This window comes from Microcoleus sp. B4-D4 (genome assembly GCF_036705185.1).
GTDB lineage: Bacteria > Cyanobacteriota > Cyanobacteriia > Cyanobacteriales > Microcoleaceae > Microcoleus.
On record NZ_JAUBTX010000011.1, the window covers coordinates 118,863 to 137,466 of the forward strand.

At 45.0% G+C, this 18,604-nt stretch carries 19 protein-coding genes and 1 pseudogene; 5 read left to right on the forward strand and 15 right to left on the reverse strand.

The genetic code is table 11. The features are described from left to right. Positions 1-3 precede the first annotated feature (3 nt). Complete coding sequence (gene cysK / locus QUB13_RS11960) at positions 4-981, forward strand: cysteine synthase A (RefSeq protein WP_333380886.1); 978 nt, start codon at positions 4-6, stop codon at positions 979-981. 256 nt (positions 982-1,237) lie between these two features. On the opposite strand, the gene QUB13_RS11965 is transcribed toward cysK, so the two are convergent. The 9 genes and pseudogenes from QUB13_RS11965 to QUB13_RS12005 all read right to left on the reverse strand — a co-directional run bounded on the left by QUB13_RS11965 (position 1,238) and on the right by QUB13_RS12005 (position 8,716). Then, the gene (locus QUB13_RS11965) at positions 1,238-2,113 is read right to left on the reverse strand and encodes a sulfite exporter TauE/SafE family protein (protein ID WP_333380888.1); all 876 of its coding nucleotides are present in this window, start codon (positions 2,111-2,113) and stop codon (positions 1,238-1,240) included. A gap of 221 nt (positions 2,114-2,334) precedes the next feature. Further along, positions 2,335-2,838, reverse strand: a complete 504-nt coding sequence (locus tag QUB13_RS11970; RefSeq protein ID WP_333380890.1) for a hypothetical protein — start codon at positions 2,836-2,838, stop codon at positions 2,335-2,337. A 172-nt stretch (positions 2,839-3,010) separates the two neighbouring features. After that, positions 3,011-3,247: a hypothetical protein gene (locus QUB13_RS11975; protein ID WP_333380892.1), complete on the reverse strand. Its 237-nt coding sequence runs from the start codon at positions 3,245-3,247 to the stop codon at positions 3,011-3,013. Positions 3,248-3,357: 110 nt separating this feature from the next. Next, positions 3,358-4,458 carry an RNA-guided endonuclease InsQ/TnpB family protein gene (locus QUB13_RS11980; RefSeq protein WP_333380894.1) on the reverse strand — a complete coding sequence of 367 codons (1,101 nt, stop codon included), beginning with the start codon at positions 4,456-4,458 and terminating at the stop codon, positions 3,358-3,360. Positions 4,459-4,534: 76 nt separating this feature from the next. Further along, positions 4,535-4,981 carry a YidH family protein gene (locus QUB13_RS11985; RefSeq protein WP_333380896.1) on the reverse strand — a complete coding sequence of 149 codons (447 nt, stop codon included), beginning with the start codon at positions 4,979-4,981 and terminating at the stop codon, positions 4,535-4,537. 15 nt (positions 4,982-4,996) lie between these two features. Beyond that, entirely contained in the window at positions 4,997-5,335 is a 339-nt protein-coding gene (locus tag QUB13_RS11990; protein WP_333380912.1) for a YidH family protein, read from the reverse strand. 58 nt (positions 5,336-5,393) lie between these two features. Then, positions 5,394-6,888: pseudogene (locus QUB13_RS11995) on the reverse strand (IS5 family transposase). A 119-nt stretch (positions 6,889-7,007) separates the two neighbouring features. Continuing rightward, positions 7,008-7,346 carry an SPFH domain-containing protein gene (locus tag QUB13_RS12000; protein ID WP_333380897.1) on the reverse strand — a complete coding sequence of 113 codons (339 nt, stop codon included), beginning with the start codon at positions 7,344-7,346 and terminating at the stop codon, positions 7,008-7,010. Positions 7,347-7,510: 164 nt separating this feature from the next. Beyond that, on the reverse strand, positions 7,511-8,716 hold the full coding sequence (locus QUB13_RS12005) for an EAL domain-containing response regulator (protein ID WP_333380898.1): 1,206 nt from the start codon (positions 8,714-8,716) through the stop codon (positions 7,511-7,513). A 460-nt stretch (positions 8,717-9,176) separates the two neighbouring features. Between QUB13_RS12005 and QUB13_RS12010 the strand changes: the two genes are divergently transcribed. After that, positions 9,177-9,692 (forward strand): heme-binding protein, encoded by a 516-nt coding sequence (locus tag QUB13_RS12010; RefSeq protein ID WP_333380900.1) that lies wholly within the window; start codon positions 9,177-9,179, stop codon positions 9,690-9,692. On the opposite strand, the gene QUB13_RS12015 is transcribed toward QUB13_RS12010, so the two are convergent. The 3 genes from QUB13_RS12015 to QUB13_RS12025 all read right to left on the reverse strand — a co-directional run bounded on the left by QUB13_RS12015 (position 9,658) and on the right by QUB13_RS12025 (position 12,673). After that, positions 9,658-10,095, reverse strand: a complete 438-nt coding sequence (locus tag QUB13_RS12015; protein WP_194010390.1) for a secondary thiamine-phosphate synthase enzyme YjbQ — start codon at positions 10,093-10,095, stop codon at positions 9,658-9,660. The two genes, QUB13_RS12010 and QUB13_RS12015, sit on opposite strands and share 35 nt — an antisense overlap. Before the next feature lie 162 nt (positions 10,096-10,257). Continuing rightward, on the reverse strand, positions 10,258-11,367 hold the full coding sequence (locus QUB13_RS12020) for a glycosyl transferase (protein WP_333380903.1): 1,110 nt from the start codon (positions 11,365-11,367) through the stop codon (positions 10,258-10,260). 292 nt (positions 11,368-11,659) lie between these two features. Continuing rightward, entirely contained in the window at positions 11,660-12,673 is a 1,014-nt protein-coding gene (locus tag QUB13_RS12025) for a hypothetical protein (protein ID WP_333380905.1), read from the reverse strand. Positions 12,674-12,795: 122 nt separating this feature from the next. Here QUB13_RS12025 and QUB13_RS12030 point away from each other — a divergent pair, with 122 nt between their 5' ends. Continuing rightward, positions 12,796-13,362, forward strand: a complete 567-nt coding sequence (locus QUB13_RS12030; protein WP_333380906.1) for a hypothetical protein — start codon at positions 12,796-12,798, stop codon at positions 13,360-13,362. A gap of 840 nt (positions 13,363-14,202) precedes the next feature. Further along, the gene (locus QUB13_RS12035; protein ID WP_333088912.1) at positions 14,203-16,671 is read left to right on the forward strand and encodes an ATP-dependent Clp protease ATP-binding subunit; all 2,469 of its coding nucleotides are present in this window, start codon (positions 14,203-14,205) and stop codon (positions 16,669-16,671) included. A 376-nt stretch (positions 16,672-17,047) separates the two neighbouring features. Here QUB13_RS12035 and QUB13_RS12040 read toward each other — a convergent pair whose 3' ends face one another. From QUB13_RS12040 to QUB13_RS12050, 3 genes are all read right to left on the reverse strand, one after another. Beyond that, on the reverse strand, positions 17,048-17,446 hold the full coding sequence (locus QUB13_RS12040; protein ID WP_333380908.1) for a helix-turn-helix domain-containing protein: 399 nt from the start codon (positions 17,444-17,446) through the stop codon (positions 17,048-17,050). A gap of 134 nt (positions 17,447-17,580) precedes the next feature. Further along, positions 17,581-17,766, reverse strand: coding sequence for a ribbon-helix-helix domain-containing protein (locus QUB13_RS12045; protein WP_194010384.1), 186 nt, complete (start codon positions 17,764-17,766; stop codon positions 17,581-17,583). A 56-nt stretch (positions 17,767-17,822) separates the two neighbouring features. Next, positions 17,823-18,008, reverse strand: coding sequence for a ribbon-helix-helix domain-containing protein (locus QUB13_RS12050; protein ID WP_193975303.1), 186 nt, complete (start codon positions 18,006-18,008; stop codon positions 17,823-17,825). 191 nt (positions 18,009-18,199) lie between these two features. On the opposite strand from QUB13_RS12050, the gene QUB13_RS12055 reads away from it, so the two are divergent. Continuing rightward, positions 18,200-18,535, forward strand: a complete 336-nt coding sequence (locus QUB13_RS12055) for a hypothetical protein (protein ID WP_333380910.1) — start codon at positions 18,200-18,202, stop codon at positions 18,533-18,535. Positions 18,536-18,604 lie beyond the last annotated feature (69 nt).

Here is an 18,604-nt window from a genome sequence, read left to right on the forward strand (position 1 = left end):
GCCATGAAAATTGCTAAGGATGTTACAGGAATAATTGGCAGAACTCCTTTAGTTCAGCTCAATAAAATTCCCCAAGCCGAAGGAGTAGTTGCTCAAATTGTGGCAAAATTGGAAGGGATGAATCCGGCTGCTTCGGTGAAAGATCGGATTGCGGCGAGCATGATTCATGCGGCAGAAGATGCGGGGTTAATTCAACCGGGGAAAACTATTTTAGTAGAACCGACTTCAGGAAATACTGGAATTGCTTTGGCAATGATTGCGGCGGCGAAAGGCTACAGTCTGATTTTAACGATGCCGGATACGATGAGTTTAGAGCGCCGATCGATGTTAAAAGCTTACGGAGCTCAGTTGGAATTAACTCCGGGACATGAAGGGATGTTAAGCGCGATCGCCCGTGCTGAAGAAATTGCAGAAGAAACCCCCAATGCTTTCCTGCTGCAACAGTTTCGCAATCCCGCTAATCCGAAAATTCACCGGGAAACCACGGCCGAGGAAATTTGGGAAGATACAGACGGTAAAGTAGATTTTTTTGTGGCTGGAGTTGGCACCGGCGGTACGATGACTGGAGTTGCTGAGGTAATTAAACAGCGGAAACCGAGTTTTAGGGCGATCGCAGTTGAACCCGCCAGCAGCCCCGTGCTTTCTGGAGGCAAATCTGGTGCTCACAAAATTCAAGGGATTGGTGCAGGATTCATCCCGGAAGTGTTGAAACCAGAGTTAATTGATGAAGTAATTGCAGTTAGCGACGAAGATGCGATCGCCTACAGCCGCCGGCTAGCCAGAGAAGAAGGATTGTTGTCAGGAATCTCAGCAGGTGCGGCTTTGTTTGCCGCAATTCAAGTCGGGAAGCGGCCCGAAAATGCTGGAAAATTGATAATTTTTGTGCAGCCTTCCTATGGCGAACGCTATCTCAGTACAGTCTTGTTCAAAGACTTAGAACTTCCGACCGTCAGCCAACTTGAAGCATTAATTAGCCATTAAGTAAATCAACCTAATTCAACGTAAAACATCTCGATGCAGGAGGACACGGCAGTGCCGTGTCCCTACCCAGATTAATTGTTGGGACACGGCACTACCGTGTCCTGATTGTGGGTAACATTAAGATCAAATCTGTTAGCATCGGAATAGTAAATTCACTGTTAACTGTTAACTGTTAACATCATGTATGAGTGCAACCGGAATTGATATAACTCCGATGCTACCGGATTTGAGATAAAATCCAAAATCGATTGAATTTTCACACTTGATACAACTTCCAACTCGCCATCGCCAACATTCCGTAAATCGCAAACTTAAGCGGGCGTTGAGGCATAATTTTGCAGAATTTAGCACCTACTAAAACTCCCGGTACCGAACCCAACCAAATTGGCAAAACTAAACTCCAGTTTACTGTTCCGAGGCTGAGGTGTCCCAGAGAGGTAAACATCAACAAAATTGCCGCCTGCGAAATATCTGTACCCACCAATTTTGAAGAATCCAGGCGGAAAAAAGCAATCAGCAACAGTGCAAACATCGCACCCGAAGACACGCTAGTAATTCCCACTAGACATCCTAAAATTGCTGCCGCACTCACAGTACAAATACGACCAGAATTAGTATTTAAATCCCACTCTGGCGGCTGTGGTAATTTCAAATTTGGGACAAAGATATTGAGCAGTAATTGGGTCAGCGATAAAGCTACAATTAGGGCGATGGCTACTCCGAGAAAGCGCAGCAATATGCCATCTAAGTTCTGATTTCCGCTGGATTTGATGCAGTGTAAAATTCCCACGCCGGCCAGCGAACCGGGTACGCTACCCAAAGCCAGCCACTTAACTACTTGCAAGTCGAGGGTTTTTTGCTGCCAGTGTTTGAAGCCGCCAACAACTTTCATTAATGTGGCAGCTACGACATCAGAACTAATAGCAATTGATGCTGGAACTTGGAAGACAAAAATTAACATTGGGGTGATAAGCGACGCTCCGCCAACTCCGGTCAAACCAACGATAATGCCCACGAAAAAACTGAGAAACGATAGTAATAAGTAGTTCACGGTTATGCCCAAAAACTGTGTATTTAAGCGCTGCCAACCAACAAATAGATAACTTGGGTGGCTCCTGCAACACAGCAACACAGGCAAAATAGCACTCGCATTTCAATATTTACCACTATAATTTTTGCTTTTCAACGCTTGAAATTTTCAGCGCGTTTAGCTACAAAAATCTTGACAAAAGTAAGTAAATGCAAATAAATAAAACTACAAAATTTGTACTGTAAAAGCTCCCTAAATATCTTAAATTTACCTGTGTAACTGATTGAATATTCTCGATTCATTTATAGTTTCTATTCTGCTTTCTACCTTGAAGTGACGAGCGTCACAGGTAAAACAGAGCTGAGTTTAACCGACTGCTGGCTGGAAAAAAAATCGGGAGTATCGAGAACATTAAAATGAATCAATACCACAACGACAATAGTGAAGGCGGTTGAGGAAACTAAACCCGTCAATAACTCTTTTTTGAGGTTTTTTTCCTTGGGTTTGTCTGTAAAAACATCTACAGCCCCGAATTGCATTAACAGAATTCCAGCAATATTGGAAAGCCAGTAGCCGACAATTGTGCAAGGAAACAGTAAATCTGGGGAAAGCCCACTACAGATATACCCAAAGGCGTAGGCAATTGGCAGATTGAAAAATATGTCGTTCCACCAACACAGCGGTGATAGCAAATATCCAATTCCCAGAAGTAACCCGCCTCTGATTTTTTTCAACCAGACTTCCTGAAAGCCCTTAGCTGCTGGCAACTGTTGGGTCAGTTGTCCTGCAAGCTGGTACTCTTGACTGACTTTTTTAGCGTTTTCCACGTTAATATCTCATAACTCGATCGATTTACCGTATTTTAGCAGCAAAACTGAGTTATGTCTAGTAAGTCAATCGAGTTACCGTATTTTATTGCCGATCGCCTAAATCTACTTTGTTTCCGGTACAAAAATATCTATCCGGGAGAGGTTGTTGAGAATGCTGGCTGGTGTATGTTTAGGCTGCGATCGAGAAATTGAAAGCTTCTGGCAAATGCTTGACAGTTTGCCAAAGATATGGAGTATCGATCCCCCAGTAAAATTGCAGGTAAACCAGCAAAAGCCCGATCGCGACTGTCACGCCGAGCAATTTAGGGACTATTTTCGCGACAGTCTCCAGCACTAGGAATGCTGCCCAGATAGCAGCAGCTAAGATGAGAATGGAAGCGATCGCGGCAACTGTATCGCTGTTCATGGTTAACTGCTTTGTAAAACTTACCTAAACTTGTCTAAAACCATTTTTAGACACAATCCGAGTTCACTTCCTACGCTGTTGGGTAGACGGCTAATCCCAAGATAAGTAGGCTATCCCCCTCCAGCCGAGGGTTCCCAGTTTAAAATATTTAAACTGGCATTCCAATCACGATCGAAAGATATGCCACAAACAGGACAGTCAAAAGTCCGAATGCTTAGTGGCATATCTTTTTTAGTGCCACAATTCGAGCAAGTTTTAGAACTAGGGAACCATTGGTCTACCAGCACTAAAGTTGCTCCATACATTTTGCACTTGTAATAAAGTTGGCGCTTGAATTCGTAAAAGCCTAGGTCGGATATTGCCCCAGCCAGCTTGTGATTGGCCATTATGCCTTTGACGTTTAAGTCTTCAATCTTGATTAGCTTGAAACTTTTAGCTAAATAAGTTGTTAACTTGTGAAGGAAATCTGAGCGAATGCAAGCTATCCGCGCGTGGATTCGACCGATCTTATTATAGGTTTTGCGTTGGTTTTGGCAACCTTTTACCTGTTTTGATGCTTTGCGCTGTAAAGTAGCAAGTTTGGTTTTCGCTTGCTTCAACGGTTTTGGTGCATCAAAAACCTGCTGGTTTGACAACGTGGCAAAAGATTTAATACCTACGTCGATCCCTACAGAGCTTTCAGGTTGTCGAACTGGTAAACGTTCAGCATCAACGCAGAAGGAAACAAACCAGCGACTTCCTTCTTTTGAAATCGTAAAAGTTTGAGAGACGAAGCCACATTCTAGTGGCTCACAAAGCCGAAACGTTCCCAAGGTAGGAATCTTGATGGTGTTGCCAGCAGCTAAAAGAACTTTCCCGTTAGACGAATCGACTGTAAAAGATTGACCGTCTCGGCGGCTAGCGAATCTTGGATGACCTGCTTTTCCAGAGCGATACCGACTAAACGCATCTTTCAAGTCAATCAAAGCATTTTGATAAACTCGACTAGACAACTGGTTCATCCAACTGAATTCAGGCTGTTTCTTGACGTAGTTAGTGAGAACTTTTTTGGCTTCGTTGAGCACCTTCGAGTCTGTAAATTTTCCCTCGCTATACATTTGGGTTCGCAAACTTAACCCAAAATTAAATACTAGGCGCCGAAATCCTGCGTGTTTTGCCATCAAAGTCGCTTCGTTGTTATTCAATTTGAGCGCTCGTTTAATGGCCCACATAAAACTTCCTCTCGACGATTAACTATGGAGAATTTTAGCGAACTATTTGGCACTTAAGTCTTGCTCCTGTTGACAATCAATCGGGTATTACAAAACTACTTGGGATCAGGGCGGTTGCCAAAATCGAATAAATTACTCCAATTCCCAATAAGCCCACAGCGAAACTGAAAAATAAAACCATGCCGTCTGGTGGCTCGTAGGTATCGCGGTCAATTTGGTGGCGAACGGTGAAGTAGTGCACAGTTGAGATTAAGACTGTCGCCCAACCTATTAGAGAGAAGATTAAACCCAACTTCCACCCCATCACCTGGCGGTACTGCACGGGCAGTTGCCCGACGCGAAGTCGGACGATGATGACGCCAAAACCCATGAGTGCGACCGCGGCCCGCATCCATGCTAAGAAGGTGCGTTCATTTGCCGATCGGTCGATCGCCCGCGACAGATTGGGCTGCTTTGGTTTCTCATCGTCTAATTGCATCGGTTTGAACGATAATTGCACGCGATCGAACTCTTTAATATTCATCTTAAACGACCACCATTATTCAGGTGCCATCAAACCTTCTAAGCTAGAAGGAACGGTGAGCATATAATAAATTACCCCAGCCCCTAGGATGGCGATCGCCAGGCTGAAAAGAATTACCCAGCGATCCATAGGTTCATAAGTATCGTAATCGATATCGTGGCGGACGCCGAAGTAGTGCTTAGTTGAGAATAACACCGTCAGCAAACCCACTGCTGAAAAGAGCAAACCCAACTTCCAACCATTGCCGGGAGTTGGCAGCAGAGGGGCATGGAAGGTGCGAAGGCGCACGATAACTACGCCAAAACCCATCAGCGATATTGCTGTCCGCATCCATGCTAAATAAGTGCGCTGAATAAGTTAAAAAAAATCGCCTAGGCGTAGCCAGCCGTAGGCATCGCACTTGATGGGTGATTCAAGCTCGACGAGACATAACTTTTTGTTTTCTATAACTTGCCCAGCTATAGCTTTTGATAATCATTAAACCGTAAATAGGTATGATTTTCGGTTTTTGACATAAAAACACACAAAAAACCCGTCTTAACCAGGTAGAAAGGTTCATTACTAAAAAAGTAATAGCAATGGCTGTTTCAGAAGTATTATCAAGTTTAGCCATCACCCGATTCAGGCTAAATCTTCTTTTACGCAAGTCCCAAATTTGCCCTCAATCGCATTTCTAATTCTCTCATCTTCCCAGGCTTGTTTCTTTGTTTCTTTACTGACAATTGATGGTGGCCTTCCTAACGGCGGCCCACTCAGTCTAATTCCTCTTTCTTTACACCAGGCTCGGTTTTCCCTGGTTCGATAAATGCGATCTGCATGGACTGATTCTGGATAGTATCCTGTGTAATTTTTAAAGGCTTCTACTTGTGCTTTTAAGTCTCCTGATTCATTAAAGTTATCCCAACTTATCCGGTCTAAAAATATATATCCTTCAATGCAACTCGCTGACAGTTTGGCTCCAAAATCTACGGGTTTTCCTGCTTTTCCTCTGACAATGGGACGGATGTGGGGTTGGCTTAAACTTACTATTCTGTCCTCAATGCTCTGTTTGTTATTTGACCATAACCAGAGTTGTTGGCGATAGACTTCTGTGAGGACTAGCAAGGTTTTATATTGCTTTTTGATCAGACTTTCTAGGGTGGCACCTGATTCGATTAGTTGTTCAATATGAGCGAGGTTTCTTTTGATGTATTGCAGTTGTTTCTTAATTGCTTGTTTCTTTTTATGGCGCGACGGTCGTTTTTGTTTGGCTACTGCTAAGTAGTTTTTTCTGGCTATTTTTCGGTAGGTTCTGGGTTTGTTCTTGATTGGCCCTTTGAGAGATTTATAGAGGATGTCGATGATTTTTTTTGTATGAACTCTGGCTCGGTTTAATAGTCCTAAGTCAGTGGGATAGCTAATATCTGCTGGGGCACAAGTCGCATCTATGATTAATTTTCCTTGATTGGGTGATTCATTTTTTGCGTCCGAATCCTTTTTTTTTCAGGCGGCTTTGGGGTGGTTTCGCGGCTTTTTTCCACCAGGCGTTCGTTGACTTTATTAATTAGATTCGCACTGATTCGTTGCCGAAAGTGGACTAATAGTGATGGGTAAAATGGGATCTCATTACTGTAGGTTGATTGACCGATAAAGTATTGCAGATAGGGGTTTTCACTAATTTGTTCTACTGTTTCCCTATCGCTAATTCCGTGTTTTTCTTTGATGATTAATGCCCCCAATGCCATTCTAAATGATTTGGCTGGTGCGCCCATTTCGGTTGGAAAATTTTCAGCATAATCTTCTTCAAATTCCGACCAAGGAATTAGTTGGGCCATTTTGACCCAACGGTTATCTGCTGCCAACCTTCCTTCAAAGGGGAGTTCAAAGTCGGATGGGGGGCTTGGGGCAAGCTCAACTTTTCTGTACACGCTCGCAAATGGTGATGCACGGGTTTTGAGTCATTATACCTGTTTTTCTTGCACCATTACTACCTTTCTTCGTCCGAAAATCCATACAGTGTTTACTTGAACCACTGATTCAGCAAGCCCTACTTAGCCATGACTGCTTTAAGCACTTCTTCGACTGCGGGATTGATAATGCGATCGACCACTGCTGTTTCGTTACCTATTTGTTGAAAAATAGCATTTGCTTCTTCTGGGACAATGTGCCAGTTCAGCGCTACGTCCGTGAAAACATCTTGCAAATCTTTTGAGGAAGCTTCAGCGGCACTTTCCTGTTTTTGCACCCTGACGCTCAACTTTTGTACGGTATGAACTATGGGGAGAATTATGTGAAGTCCTTCTCCGAGTATTTGTTCTTGCACTTTACAAAACTGCATCATCACGCCCCGTTCTCCAGCGTTGACGATGACAAAAAAATTGGACATAATCGCTAAAAATACGATCGCTATAGTTAGTTGAACAGCTATGTAAACATCTTTATTTTTTTTATTACTTGATTTGAGCGAGTCAAATTTACTGCTGGATTATTCAATCATATTCCACCCCGATCGCACTTGATTATAGGACAAATATTGACTTCAGCGATATTCTATTTGCCTGCCTCCAGTAACTTTTCAAAATCCGCTGCCGGCACAGGAGGACTGAACAAATATCCTTGCATGGCATCGCACTCGTAGCGCCACAGAAAATCTTTTTCTGCTTCTGTCTCAACTCCTTCGGCAATTACCTCAAGACAGAGACTGTGCGCCATTTCAATAATAGCTTTGACAATCGCTGCATTTGTGCAACCGTCGGTTATATTGCTGATAAAACAGCGATCGATCTTTAAAACATCAAAGGGGTATTGCGTCAGATAGCTTAAAGAAGAATAGCCAGTGCCGAAATCGTCAATAGAGATAGAAACTCCCAAATCTTTCAATTGTTGCAAAGTCGCGATCGCACTTTCGGCATCCTCCACCATCAAACTTTCGGTCAGCTCTAATTCCAAACTGCTCGGTGCTAAACCAATTTCTGCTAAAATTTCGGCAACTCTGCTGCTGAGTTCTGGTTGGTGAAATTGGCGAGGCGACAGATTCACCGCTACCTGCTGCAAGGAAAAACCCGCATTTTGCCAAACCTGTATTTGTCTGCAAGCTGTCTGCAAAACCCACTCGCCCAATTGTATAATGAAGCCAGTTTCTTCGGCATCGGGAATAAATTCTGCGGGCGAAATCAGCCCTTTTTCGGGATGCAGCCAGCGCACTAAAGCTTCAGCACTCATAATTTTTCCAGTCTGGACATTGACCTGCGGCTGATAGTAAACTTGGAATTCTTCTCGTTCCAAGGCTGCACGCAAACTTGTTTCGATCTGCTCTAATTTGTCGGTGACATCTGGGAGTAATGCGCTGCTTTGCGATCGCAAATTATGCTGCTGTTCGGCAAAAGCTGCTTGTTTTTTCAAGCGGCTGGATATCGCGCCCACAAGCTCAGCTTTAGTAAAAGGTTTAGTTAGGTAATCATCTGCTCCCAATTCCATACCTTGCCGCATTTCAGAGCGCTCGGCTTTACCGGTCAGAAAAACAAAAGGTACTGTAGCAGTAACAGGATGCGATCGCAAGGCATCCAGCACCCCGTACCCGTCAAGTTCCGGCATCATCACGTCGCAAAGAATCACGTCGGGAAGACTTGACACCGCGGCATTTAAACCCAGCGCCCCATTTTCTGCACCCGTCACGTCGAAACCTTCGGCTTTGAGGAGTTTGAGAATATTCTCCCGAATTACTCGATCGTCCTCAATCACTAGAATCTTTTTCATATGTCATTCCCTGAAAGCGATATAATTGAGCGGCGTTGCTGAGCGCGATAACCGTGGCAATAACTGAAAATGCACAGCTCGATCGGCACAGCCGAATCTTTTCCGACATAAATAGCAGACACCCCTGAAAAACGCTAATTTTTTAAGGACAACTAGATTGATGTTTCTCTGCTTACTTAGCGCCGTCCGTATTATTACGAGGTTAAGCAAGAAATATCTCAACTAATTCTAGGCGATCGACAGTTAGCATCGCTCTAAATAACTGCTAAAATGGTTGTGCCGCTAGAGCGATCGGCTGCAAACAATCTCAGCCTATTTATAGCAGTTGCCCAAAAAAACGCAACTGCAAGCAACTAGCAAACCCTTGCAGAGTAAGTATTGCCTCATTATTTAGTGTAAAATCTCAAATCTCAAACTTGTACGCCGGCGTTGCCGAAGTATCTAAAATCTAAAATCTAAAATGACATTACCTAGTGGATTCCCAGAGCCGGCACAGATTGGCGTCATAGAAGTTAAGCAATATCCCCAGTATCGCGCTGTCACCTACACCCACGCAGGCGATTTGCGACAAGCTACAGGAATCGCATTCAATCCCTTATTTGAACACATCAGCAACAATCAAATTGCGATGACAACGCCAGTAGAAGCGCGCTACACGGAAACTTCCGAGCAAATCGATGAAGTTCCGGTTGCAGAAGTTTCTTTCCTTTACCCGGCACCAAATATCGCCCCCAGTAGCGTTAACTCTGCTGTTGCAATCACCGACACTTCACCGATGACTGTTGTCAGTATCGGCGTGCGCGGGGCCTACACTTGGGAAAGTTACGAAAATAACCTCCAGAAACTCAAAGATTGGCTTCAAGAACATCCCGAATACGAAATAGTCGGGCCGCCGCGCCGCTTTTTTTACAATTCCCCGATGACGGCCGAAGCCACTAAAATCAGCGAGGTGCAAATTCCGATCCAACGCCGCTGACGTGAACGACTAATTCGCGAAAATGACCGCGCTGGCGGTGTTCCCAGAGATAAATTCCCTGCCAAGTTCCTAACAATAATCTACCGCGCGCGATCGGGATTTGTTCCGAAGTATGAGTCAGCGCAGTGCGAATGTGCGCCGGCATATCGTCTGGGCCTTCCGCATCGTGAATGTAACTCGCGCCCTCCGGTACAAGTTTAGCCAAAAAGTTAGCCAAATCCTTAAGTACATCCGGGTCAGCATTTTCTTGAATCACCAAGCTAGCAGAAGTGTGGCGCAAAAACAAGCTACAAAGTCCTGTTTCAATACCCGAATTCGCCACCGCATCTTCTATCTTAGGAGTGATGTTGCACAGAGACTTCCCTGTAGTTTGAATTCTGAGTATTTGTTGGTGATGAAGCATTCGATTTTAGATTTTAGATTTTAGATTTTAGACCAAATTAGACTTGCATTGCATTCAATCGCTTTCCGCTCAGGAAAATATCTGCGTTAATCTGCGTTAATCTGCGGTGGAATCAATCAAAGATTTATCCATTGGGATTTGAGATCATAAATCAGCATCATCCTAATCCCGATCTTTAAAATAGTCTACAACAGCTTGGGCGATCGCCTCAGTACCATTTTTATCCAACTTATCCGACAAACGCGGCGGATTCAGCGGCTGTCGCAAAAACTCCCAATCCCCCTCAAAAAACTCCGCCGCCGTCACCACTTGATGTTCCGCATAATTTTTCAGCCACTCCAACAACACCTGAGCTTCTGCAAAACCTTCTCTCATAATAGAAACAACAGGTATTTCCAAGCGCAAAGCTTCCGAAAAAGTGCTGTATCCCGGTTTAGAAACCAAGCGCCCGCAGACAGGCATCAGATCGACAGGACGCGGTAAAATCGGGAAAGATTGTGCAAATTCTTGATTTTTGACTTTAATCAAATTCGGCAAATCGGGAGCCACCCCATCAAAAGTAATAAATTGCCAATCGCTAAATAGCTGTAAATTTTGATAAGGAATTGCTTCTAAACCCAAGCCGCCGAAAGTCAGCAATACAGTTTTTTCCAGCGGTGATTTAATGCCGAATACTTCCCGAATTTCATCGTTACTGTAGCGAGGATTGCCGCCCGTCAAGCCGACATCTTGAATATTTGGGAAAGCTGGCATCGGTTCGTGCAAAGGCAGGCGAAAAAGCCGATCGCACTTTCGGAAACATTCGCCAATCCAATCTGCCATTTCTACAAACTCCCCGCCCCAATCTCGATAGATAAAATCCCAGCCAAAATTGCTCATCATCCAGCAAGGAACCCCAGCAGATGCCGCCATTCGCGCAGCCAAAGGAGGAATATCTGCCAACACCAAACCCACTCGATTTTGCTTGATAAAATTAACTTCGCCCGCAATTATCGAATTTTGGTTTTTCCGAATTTCCCGCAACTTTTCCAGTGTCGCTTCTTTGTCCATATGCAAACTATCAGCTTGCACTACTCCCACATCAAAAGCGCGGGGACGGAGAATAAAGTCGCCAGTAATGTAAGATTCTAGCAGCCAACGAGGTGCTGTTGTGGTGATAATTAGTAAAATATCTGGATTTAATTCTTGAATTTTTGCAGCTACAGAGGAAGTTCGGACAGCGTGGCCGAATCCGTGATTGGTGATGGCAATATATAATGTTGGTCGAGACATTGATAATAGGGAATAGGGAATAGGGAATGGGGCATCGCGCGTCGGGAACTGCGGTAGAGACTCGAAGGCAACAAGGCCAAGCTTCAAGCGACGCACAACGAACAATGATACAGTTAATTACTAATGACTAAGCTATTCTGCATTTAAATTGTATATTCCGGGCGGTGCTGCGGAGCAAGAACCCAGGAGAATTTTATTATTTCTTTAGATCCAATTTAAATGCTAAGTAGCTGATGTTACCGATTTATATGATGTCCGATAGTTGTATAGGCACCGAATATGTAAAAACTCATCAATCGGACGCGCCATCAGACCAAACAGGCAATTGATTAATCTTATCCAGCGTAATATCTACATACTTTTCACCGTTACTTGCCCGATCTTCCCCAAAATATCCCTCATCGCCGTCGTGCTTTTGAGGGCCGCTGACAGCTTCTGCGTAGCGTCCTTGTAAACGAGCTTGATTGAACGGGGAAGTCGCGAACCAGTACCAGCGAGTCGGAAAAACTATGCCGCCAATATCCTCAATTGAATCGCGAGTGCCGCGCAAATGGAAAACGCGATCGGCTTCTGCAAAACCATTTTCTCCCGAAAACACGCCCCCAACTGAAATAACAGTAATTTCTGCTTTCAGCCATTCTTTAAGATAGGGAGTAGCACCCAAAGCAACTTGTGCGCCGCCGCTAGTGCCAATTAAAATAACTTGCAAAGGTTTTTGAGGATTAGCTGAAATCGGAGATTTAGCACTCATTCGCTCGATAATTGCATGAGCAATTCCCTGATTGTATGCCAAACCGTAGCGATAATCGAGAGAAATTGCAAACCTCCAAAGATTGCGGATTTTGATGAATATATCCGCCCCAATCGGCCCACTTTTTGCCTGTGCTGCAAACCGCCAAAAAGGAGCTAGCCAGCGCTGTCCGCCTAAACTTTTGTTAGAAGCTGAATAAGGAAAAATATCCCCCACGGCTACGCACTGCGGGTGACTTTCAACTAAATGTTTGAGAAAAAATGCTTCTCCCGGTGTTAGTTCGTCCCCCGAAAAATCGCCAACTCCCGGTAAAAAGATGATATAACAATTGCTCGGTGAAGACTTGCGCGCTTCCGGGCTGCTGTCGTTCGGGGGCAATATCTCCGGCGAATTTTTCTTGAAACCCAAAGTTTCGGCACTTTGACCCAGCCACCATATAACAGTTCCCACTGGCGAAAGAATGCCCCAAACTAGCAGGATTAGAGCTGCGATGAGCAACAAATTTAAACTTCCTCCGCGCAGCCACGCAAATATCTGCAAAATCAATCTTAGCATTTAAGAAAATCTGGTAGAATGCCTGTTAATTACCTAATTATGTAGAAATATTTTGGTGATTTTGCTGTATTAGAGCTTATTTTGTCCTAGTTGTCAACTATCTTGAGGAGCAGGAGTTAAAGGTGAGGGGAGAAGATTCAATTGCAGGTTTGCGAAGAACGCTTTGGAACGCACTTTCTTTGAACAGCAACTTTTACGAAAAAACTCCCTACACTGCCAGAACGAAGCGGATAGCTTTAACGATTGTAATTTTAGCAGCGGTGTCCCGCGTTTTTGGCAGTGCCGTCATTTTGTTAATCAATCGAACTGAGCTATCCGTGTTATTGTTAGCACTTTGGATAGATGCTTTGGCACTGGTGGGGGGTTATTATTTTTGGACTTTCACTATCTTTAAAATCGGGCAGTGGCTGAAACCAGGTCATGTAAGTTATGGGGAGTTGTTGGTTCCGATCGGATTTGCTTACGCCCCGCAAGTGCTGAATTTTTTAACGTTAATTCCCTTGCTGGGAGAAGGGATAGAGCGGATATTAGCTGTGTGGAGCTTGCTATCTGTAATTGTGGCGGTTCGCCAAGGTTTGGATATTAAAACTCGCTGGGCGGTGTTAATCGGTTTTGCGGGTTGGCCGCTGATTCAAATTGCGATCGGGCTTGTAAAAGTTATTAAACAGTTGCTTCCACAATGGCTTTAAAATCGGGAAATTGTCATTGCTTAAAGGCAAAAAATACAAGAAAGTTTCACGGTTTTAAGTTTCGATCGCAGATTTTGCAAGTAGGCGATTAATGGCAATTTCAAAATGCCGCTAATTTTACAAGAAAGGCAGAGAGCAGGAGGCAGAAGGCAGGAGGTGAAAAATATTAATTAAAACTTTAGTTGTGAGTTTAAAGCTCAGTAAAATAAATAATTATACTGAGAATACTGGCAGCGAGGTGTACAATGTCCTTGTTTCAATCTCCCTCTTTTAAGGGTGAGTTCATAAAAGCCTCCTGCCTTCTGAAAATGGCGATCGCCCATAAGCCCCTTAACCTGTTGATTCCTGCACGCACTAAGCCCAAAGAAACCGGGCTTTTTACCAAGTTTACAGGCTGCAACGAAGGATTTTAGTTAAAAAAAACGGTTTTTGACCGCCAGCGGGCAAGTCAAACTGTTAAAATAAAATTGCTTTGGGGTGCAATACTTTTGCTCAAAGTATGTAATTTGAAACAAAAGCATTCCCCGATCGCCCGAAGAAACATTGTCGATAGCTCGCTTTAAGAGAATGCTTGACAGGGGAACGGCAACACAGTAGATTAGGAGATGAGTGATATGGTGATTGATAAGATTAATTTGCCTTGGCACAGTTCGATCGCACAACCAGACGGCAAACACACCCCAACTATTCGGCTCTCCCCACTGTCCGCCTCCTCTTAGTAGCGATACATTGAATTAAAGGAAATACACAAAAATTTACATATATAATTTGTGTAGTGTTCCAAATCGCTCCTCACCAGCAGCGATACAACCCTCGCCAAGACAGTAGGATAGAAAAAATATGTTTGAACGCTTTACAGAACAAGCCATTAAAGCAATCATGCTAGCCCAAGAGGAAGCGCGGCGCCTCGGCCACAATTTTGTAGGCACCGAGCAAATTCTCTTAGGACTCGTCGGCGAAGGCACTGGCATCGCTGCAAAAGTATTACTGGATATGGGCCTCAACTTGAAAGAGGCGCGCAATGAAATTGAAAATATCATCGGTAGAGGTTCCGGGTTCCTCCCGCCGGAAATTCCGTTTACCCCCCGCGTCAAGCGCATTTTTGAGACGGCGCTGAACGAAGCGCGACAGTTAGGACACAATTACATCGGCACAGAGCACATCCTGCTGGGGCTGATCCAAGACGATGAAGGGGTGGCGGCGAAGGTGCTGCAAAACCTGGGAATCGATCGCCAGAGAGTCCGCACGCAGGTAATTCGTGCAGTGGGAGAAGTCGCGGCGGTATCTGGAGGCCGGGGGGATAGCGGCGATCGCAAAATCCCGACTTTAGAAGAATTCGGCACAAACTTAACCAAGCTAGCAGCCAGCGGCAAACTCGATCCCGTGGTGGGCCGCGAAAATGAAATCGAGCGCGTGATCCAAGTGTTGGGCCGCCGCACGAAAAACAATCCAGTGCTCGTAGGCGAACCGGGAGTAGGCAAAACAGCCCTCGCCGAAGGCCTCGCCCAGCGCATTGTCAACAGAAACGTCCCGGAAATTTTAGAAGACAAACAAGTAATCAGCCTCGATATGGGTTCGCTGATTGCTGGGACAAAATTCCGAGGCGAATTTGAAGAACGGCTGACGAAAATCATGGCCGAAATTCGCGCTGCCGGCAATATCATTCTGGTAATTGATGAAATTCATACCTTAGTTGGTGCAGGCGCGATTCAAGGTAGCATGGACGCTTCCAATATGCTCAAACCAGCCCTGGCGCGAGGCGAATTGCAGTGTGTGGGCGCGACAACCTTGGATGAATACCGCAAGCATATCGAGCGCGACGCAGCCCTAGAACGCCGCTTCCAACCGATTAAAATCGGCGAACCAAGCGTGGCTGAAACAATAGAAATATTGTACGGTTTGCGATCGGCCTACGAACAGCACCACAGACTGACAATCTCCGATGCAGCCTTAGAAGCAGCGGCTACACTGTCAGACAGGTATATTAACGATCGATTTTTGCCAGACAAGGCGATCGACTTAATTGACGAAGCAGGTTCCCGCGTCCACGTCTTGAACTCGCAAACCCCGCCCGAAGTTAAAGAACTCAAAAAACAACTTCCGGCTGTTAGCAAAGAAAAAGATGCTGCGGTGCGCGAACAAGACTTCGATAAAGCTGGCAAATTGCGCGATCGCGAATTAGAAATCGAAGCCGAAATCGCTGAAGCTACGATCAACAAAAGCCAGATCAGAATCTCTCCCATCGTCACTGAAGAAGACATCGCCCACATCGTGGCAAATTGGACGGGAGTACCAGTTAGCAAGCTGACAGAATCGGAATCGGAATTGCTGCTGCACATGGAAGACACATTGCACCAGCGCTTAATCGGTCAAGAAGAAGCTGTCAGCGCAGTTTCTCGGGCGATCCGCCGCGCGCGGGTTGGCTTGAAAAATCCCAATCGCCCGATCGCCAGTTTCATCTTTTCCGGGCCCACAGGCGTCGGCAAAACGGAACTGACAAAAGCCTTGGCTTCCTATTTCTTCGGTTCCGAAGAAGCGATGATTCGGTTAGATATGTCCGAGTTTATGGAACGCCACACCGTCTCCAAACTCATCGGTTCGCCTCCGGGTTACGTCGGCTACGACGAAGGCGGCCAACTAACAGAAGCAGTGCGCCGCCGTCCTTACACAGTAATCTTGTTCGACGAAATCGAAAAAGCTCACCCCGATGTCTTCAACATGATGCTGCAAATCTTGGAAGACGGCCGCTTGACCGATGCGAAAGGTCGGACAGTAGACTTTAAGAATACGCTGCTGGTGATGACATCAAACATCGGTTCGAGGGTGATTGAAAAAGGCGGCGGCGGCCTCGGTTTCGAGTTTACTGAAAGCGCAGCAGACTCTCAATACAACCGCGTGCGGAGTTTGGTAAACGAAGAACTGAAACAGTTTTTCCGTCCTGAATTTATCAACCGTCTGGATGAAATTATTGTCTTCCGGCAGTTGAATAAGGAAGAAATCAAGCAGATTGCTGACATCTTGTTGCAGGAAATTTTCAGTCGCTTAACGGAACAGGGTATCACTTTGTCGGTGACAGAAGCGTTCAAGGAACTGTTAGTTAAAGAAGGCTACAATCCCAGCTACGGTGCTCGACCATTGCGGCGCGCAATCATGCGGTTGTTGGAAGATGTACTGGCTGAGGAAATGCTGTCTGGGAAGCTGAAAGAAGGCCAAAGCGCGATCGTAGATGTGGATGAAAACGGTCAGGTGAAGGTATTGCCGAGTGGCGAATCTGAACCGAGATTGCCGGAATTCGCTTTAAGCCATTAAGTGCGATGACACGCGGATAAATAACGTCTGATTAAAAACCCGGTTTCTCCAAGAAACCGGGTTTTTAATTAAAAAATACCAGTTAAAAAAAAGAATGCAGCAATAGTAACTGTAGGGTGCGGATACATCAACAATCCTCAAAAAAAGCGACAATCTGATAGCGACGAACCTTATTTTTGTCAATATGTCAACAAACAAATCCAACATTTCATTGCCAATAAAAAAGCTTGCTAAAAAAAAATGGCTGGCTTCTTGATTCATTGAACCTACCAGGTGCGTCGCTATTAAATTAGCCGTCTTTATTAAAGATTGTGGATAGCGACACACCCTACGGAAGACTGCTGTATGAGTGTTGAAAATTGGCATTTACATCATATTAAATGAACAAACTAGGCGACACTTTAAAATAATCGCCGAGTGCCTTAGCTTGTGCTTTGCTAATTGCCCGCTTGCCATTAACAACCTCAGACACTACGCCACTCGATCCAATGATGTCCACTAAGTCAGCTTGACGGGTGCCGCTGGCTTCCATGATGTGTTGCAAAATCTCGTGAGGTTCGGATTTGTCGATCGGATAATTTTGGGCCTCGTAAACTTCAATGAGCGTTACCAATAACTTGTGTAAAGCTTTTTCTTCGGGAGTACGGTTTTTGGCGAACGTCAGCCCCTCTGCGACTGCTAGGAGGCGATCGTATTCTTCCTCGGTTTCGATCGCCCGTGGAGCGACTTCTGCCAGCAAATTGCTATAATTAGCTCGATCGAAAGTAAGGGTCATTTTTCCATTTGTCCTTGTCGTATAAAGATGTCATAGATTCCTGCTGCTAAATAAGTGGTTAAACGTTTAGTCATCGGAGATTTAGTTTTGTTTAAGCCGATCGCAGTTGATTGCGGGCTATGGGAGCATCCACTTTACTGCTGCCCCTGCTTCTCATCAGACAAAGACTGCTGTTTTAGCAGTTTCTCCTCATGGTCTACAAGAGCTTTCTCTAACAGGAATGCTGCCAAATTGCTAGTCGATCGACCTTCTTGTTTAGTCCATTCCTCAAGGCGAGTGTAAATTCCGTCTGCTAAATATTTTGATCGGCGTTTCGTCATCAGAGATTGAATTTCTGTCTAATTGCAAGTTTCCCGCCAATGATTTCGCACAAACTTTATTGTGAGTCCTGCTTTTCATTAGAGGGTGGCGGCTGTTTTTGGATCTTTTCTTGGTGCTCTCTCACAGCTTTCTCCAAAAGGAATGCTGCTAAGCCGCTGATTGAACGGCGTTCCTCGTTTGCCCAATCTTGAAGTTGGTCATAAATTCCATCTGCGATGGAGGTTGATAGGCGTTTCGTCATCAGAGGTTGATTTTTTCTTATCTAAGCCGATCGTCAGTGTGATATATTTACAGCGTTTTGTCGATTCTGCTACATATATGCTGTAAATGTGCTGCATATTGCGCTATACTCGGAAAAGTCAAAAGCCAGCGCGCGCCCTAGGAAAGTTCGTCGCTGGCTTGTGGCTCTAAAAATCAAAGAGAGCTATTACCATGATAAAACCTTCCAGCGACGGAAGCGAATTTTCTCGCGGCTACCAACAAGCTTTAGACGACTTCGGCATCACACAACTCCTATCCTGCATCCGCAGCTACTCTGACGCCGATTTCGACGTGCAGCGGGTGCTGTTGCAGGAAAAAGAGGTCAAAAGCTTAGCTGGCCATCTAATCGAACAGTTGGCGGCCAACCTCACGGGTAGTCTCATCGCCAGCTACCTCGACATTCTACGAAAAGCAGGTGCCCAGATAATTGCCGCACATTCTCCAAATCGGCAAGTAACTGCACAGCCAGAAGATAATCTGCAACTCACGAAAACGCCTGATTTATAAATAAACCCCTGAAAACCCTGTGACTTTAGTCCAGGGATGAAAGGTAGGAATAGACTTTAGTATACCAGT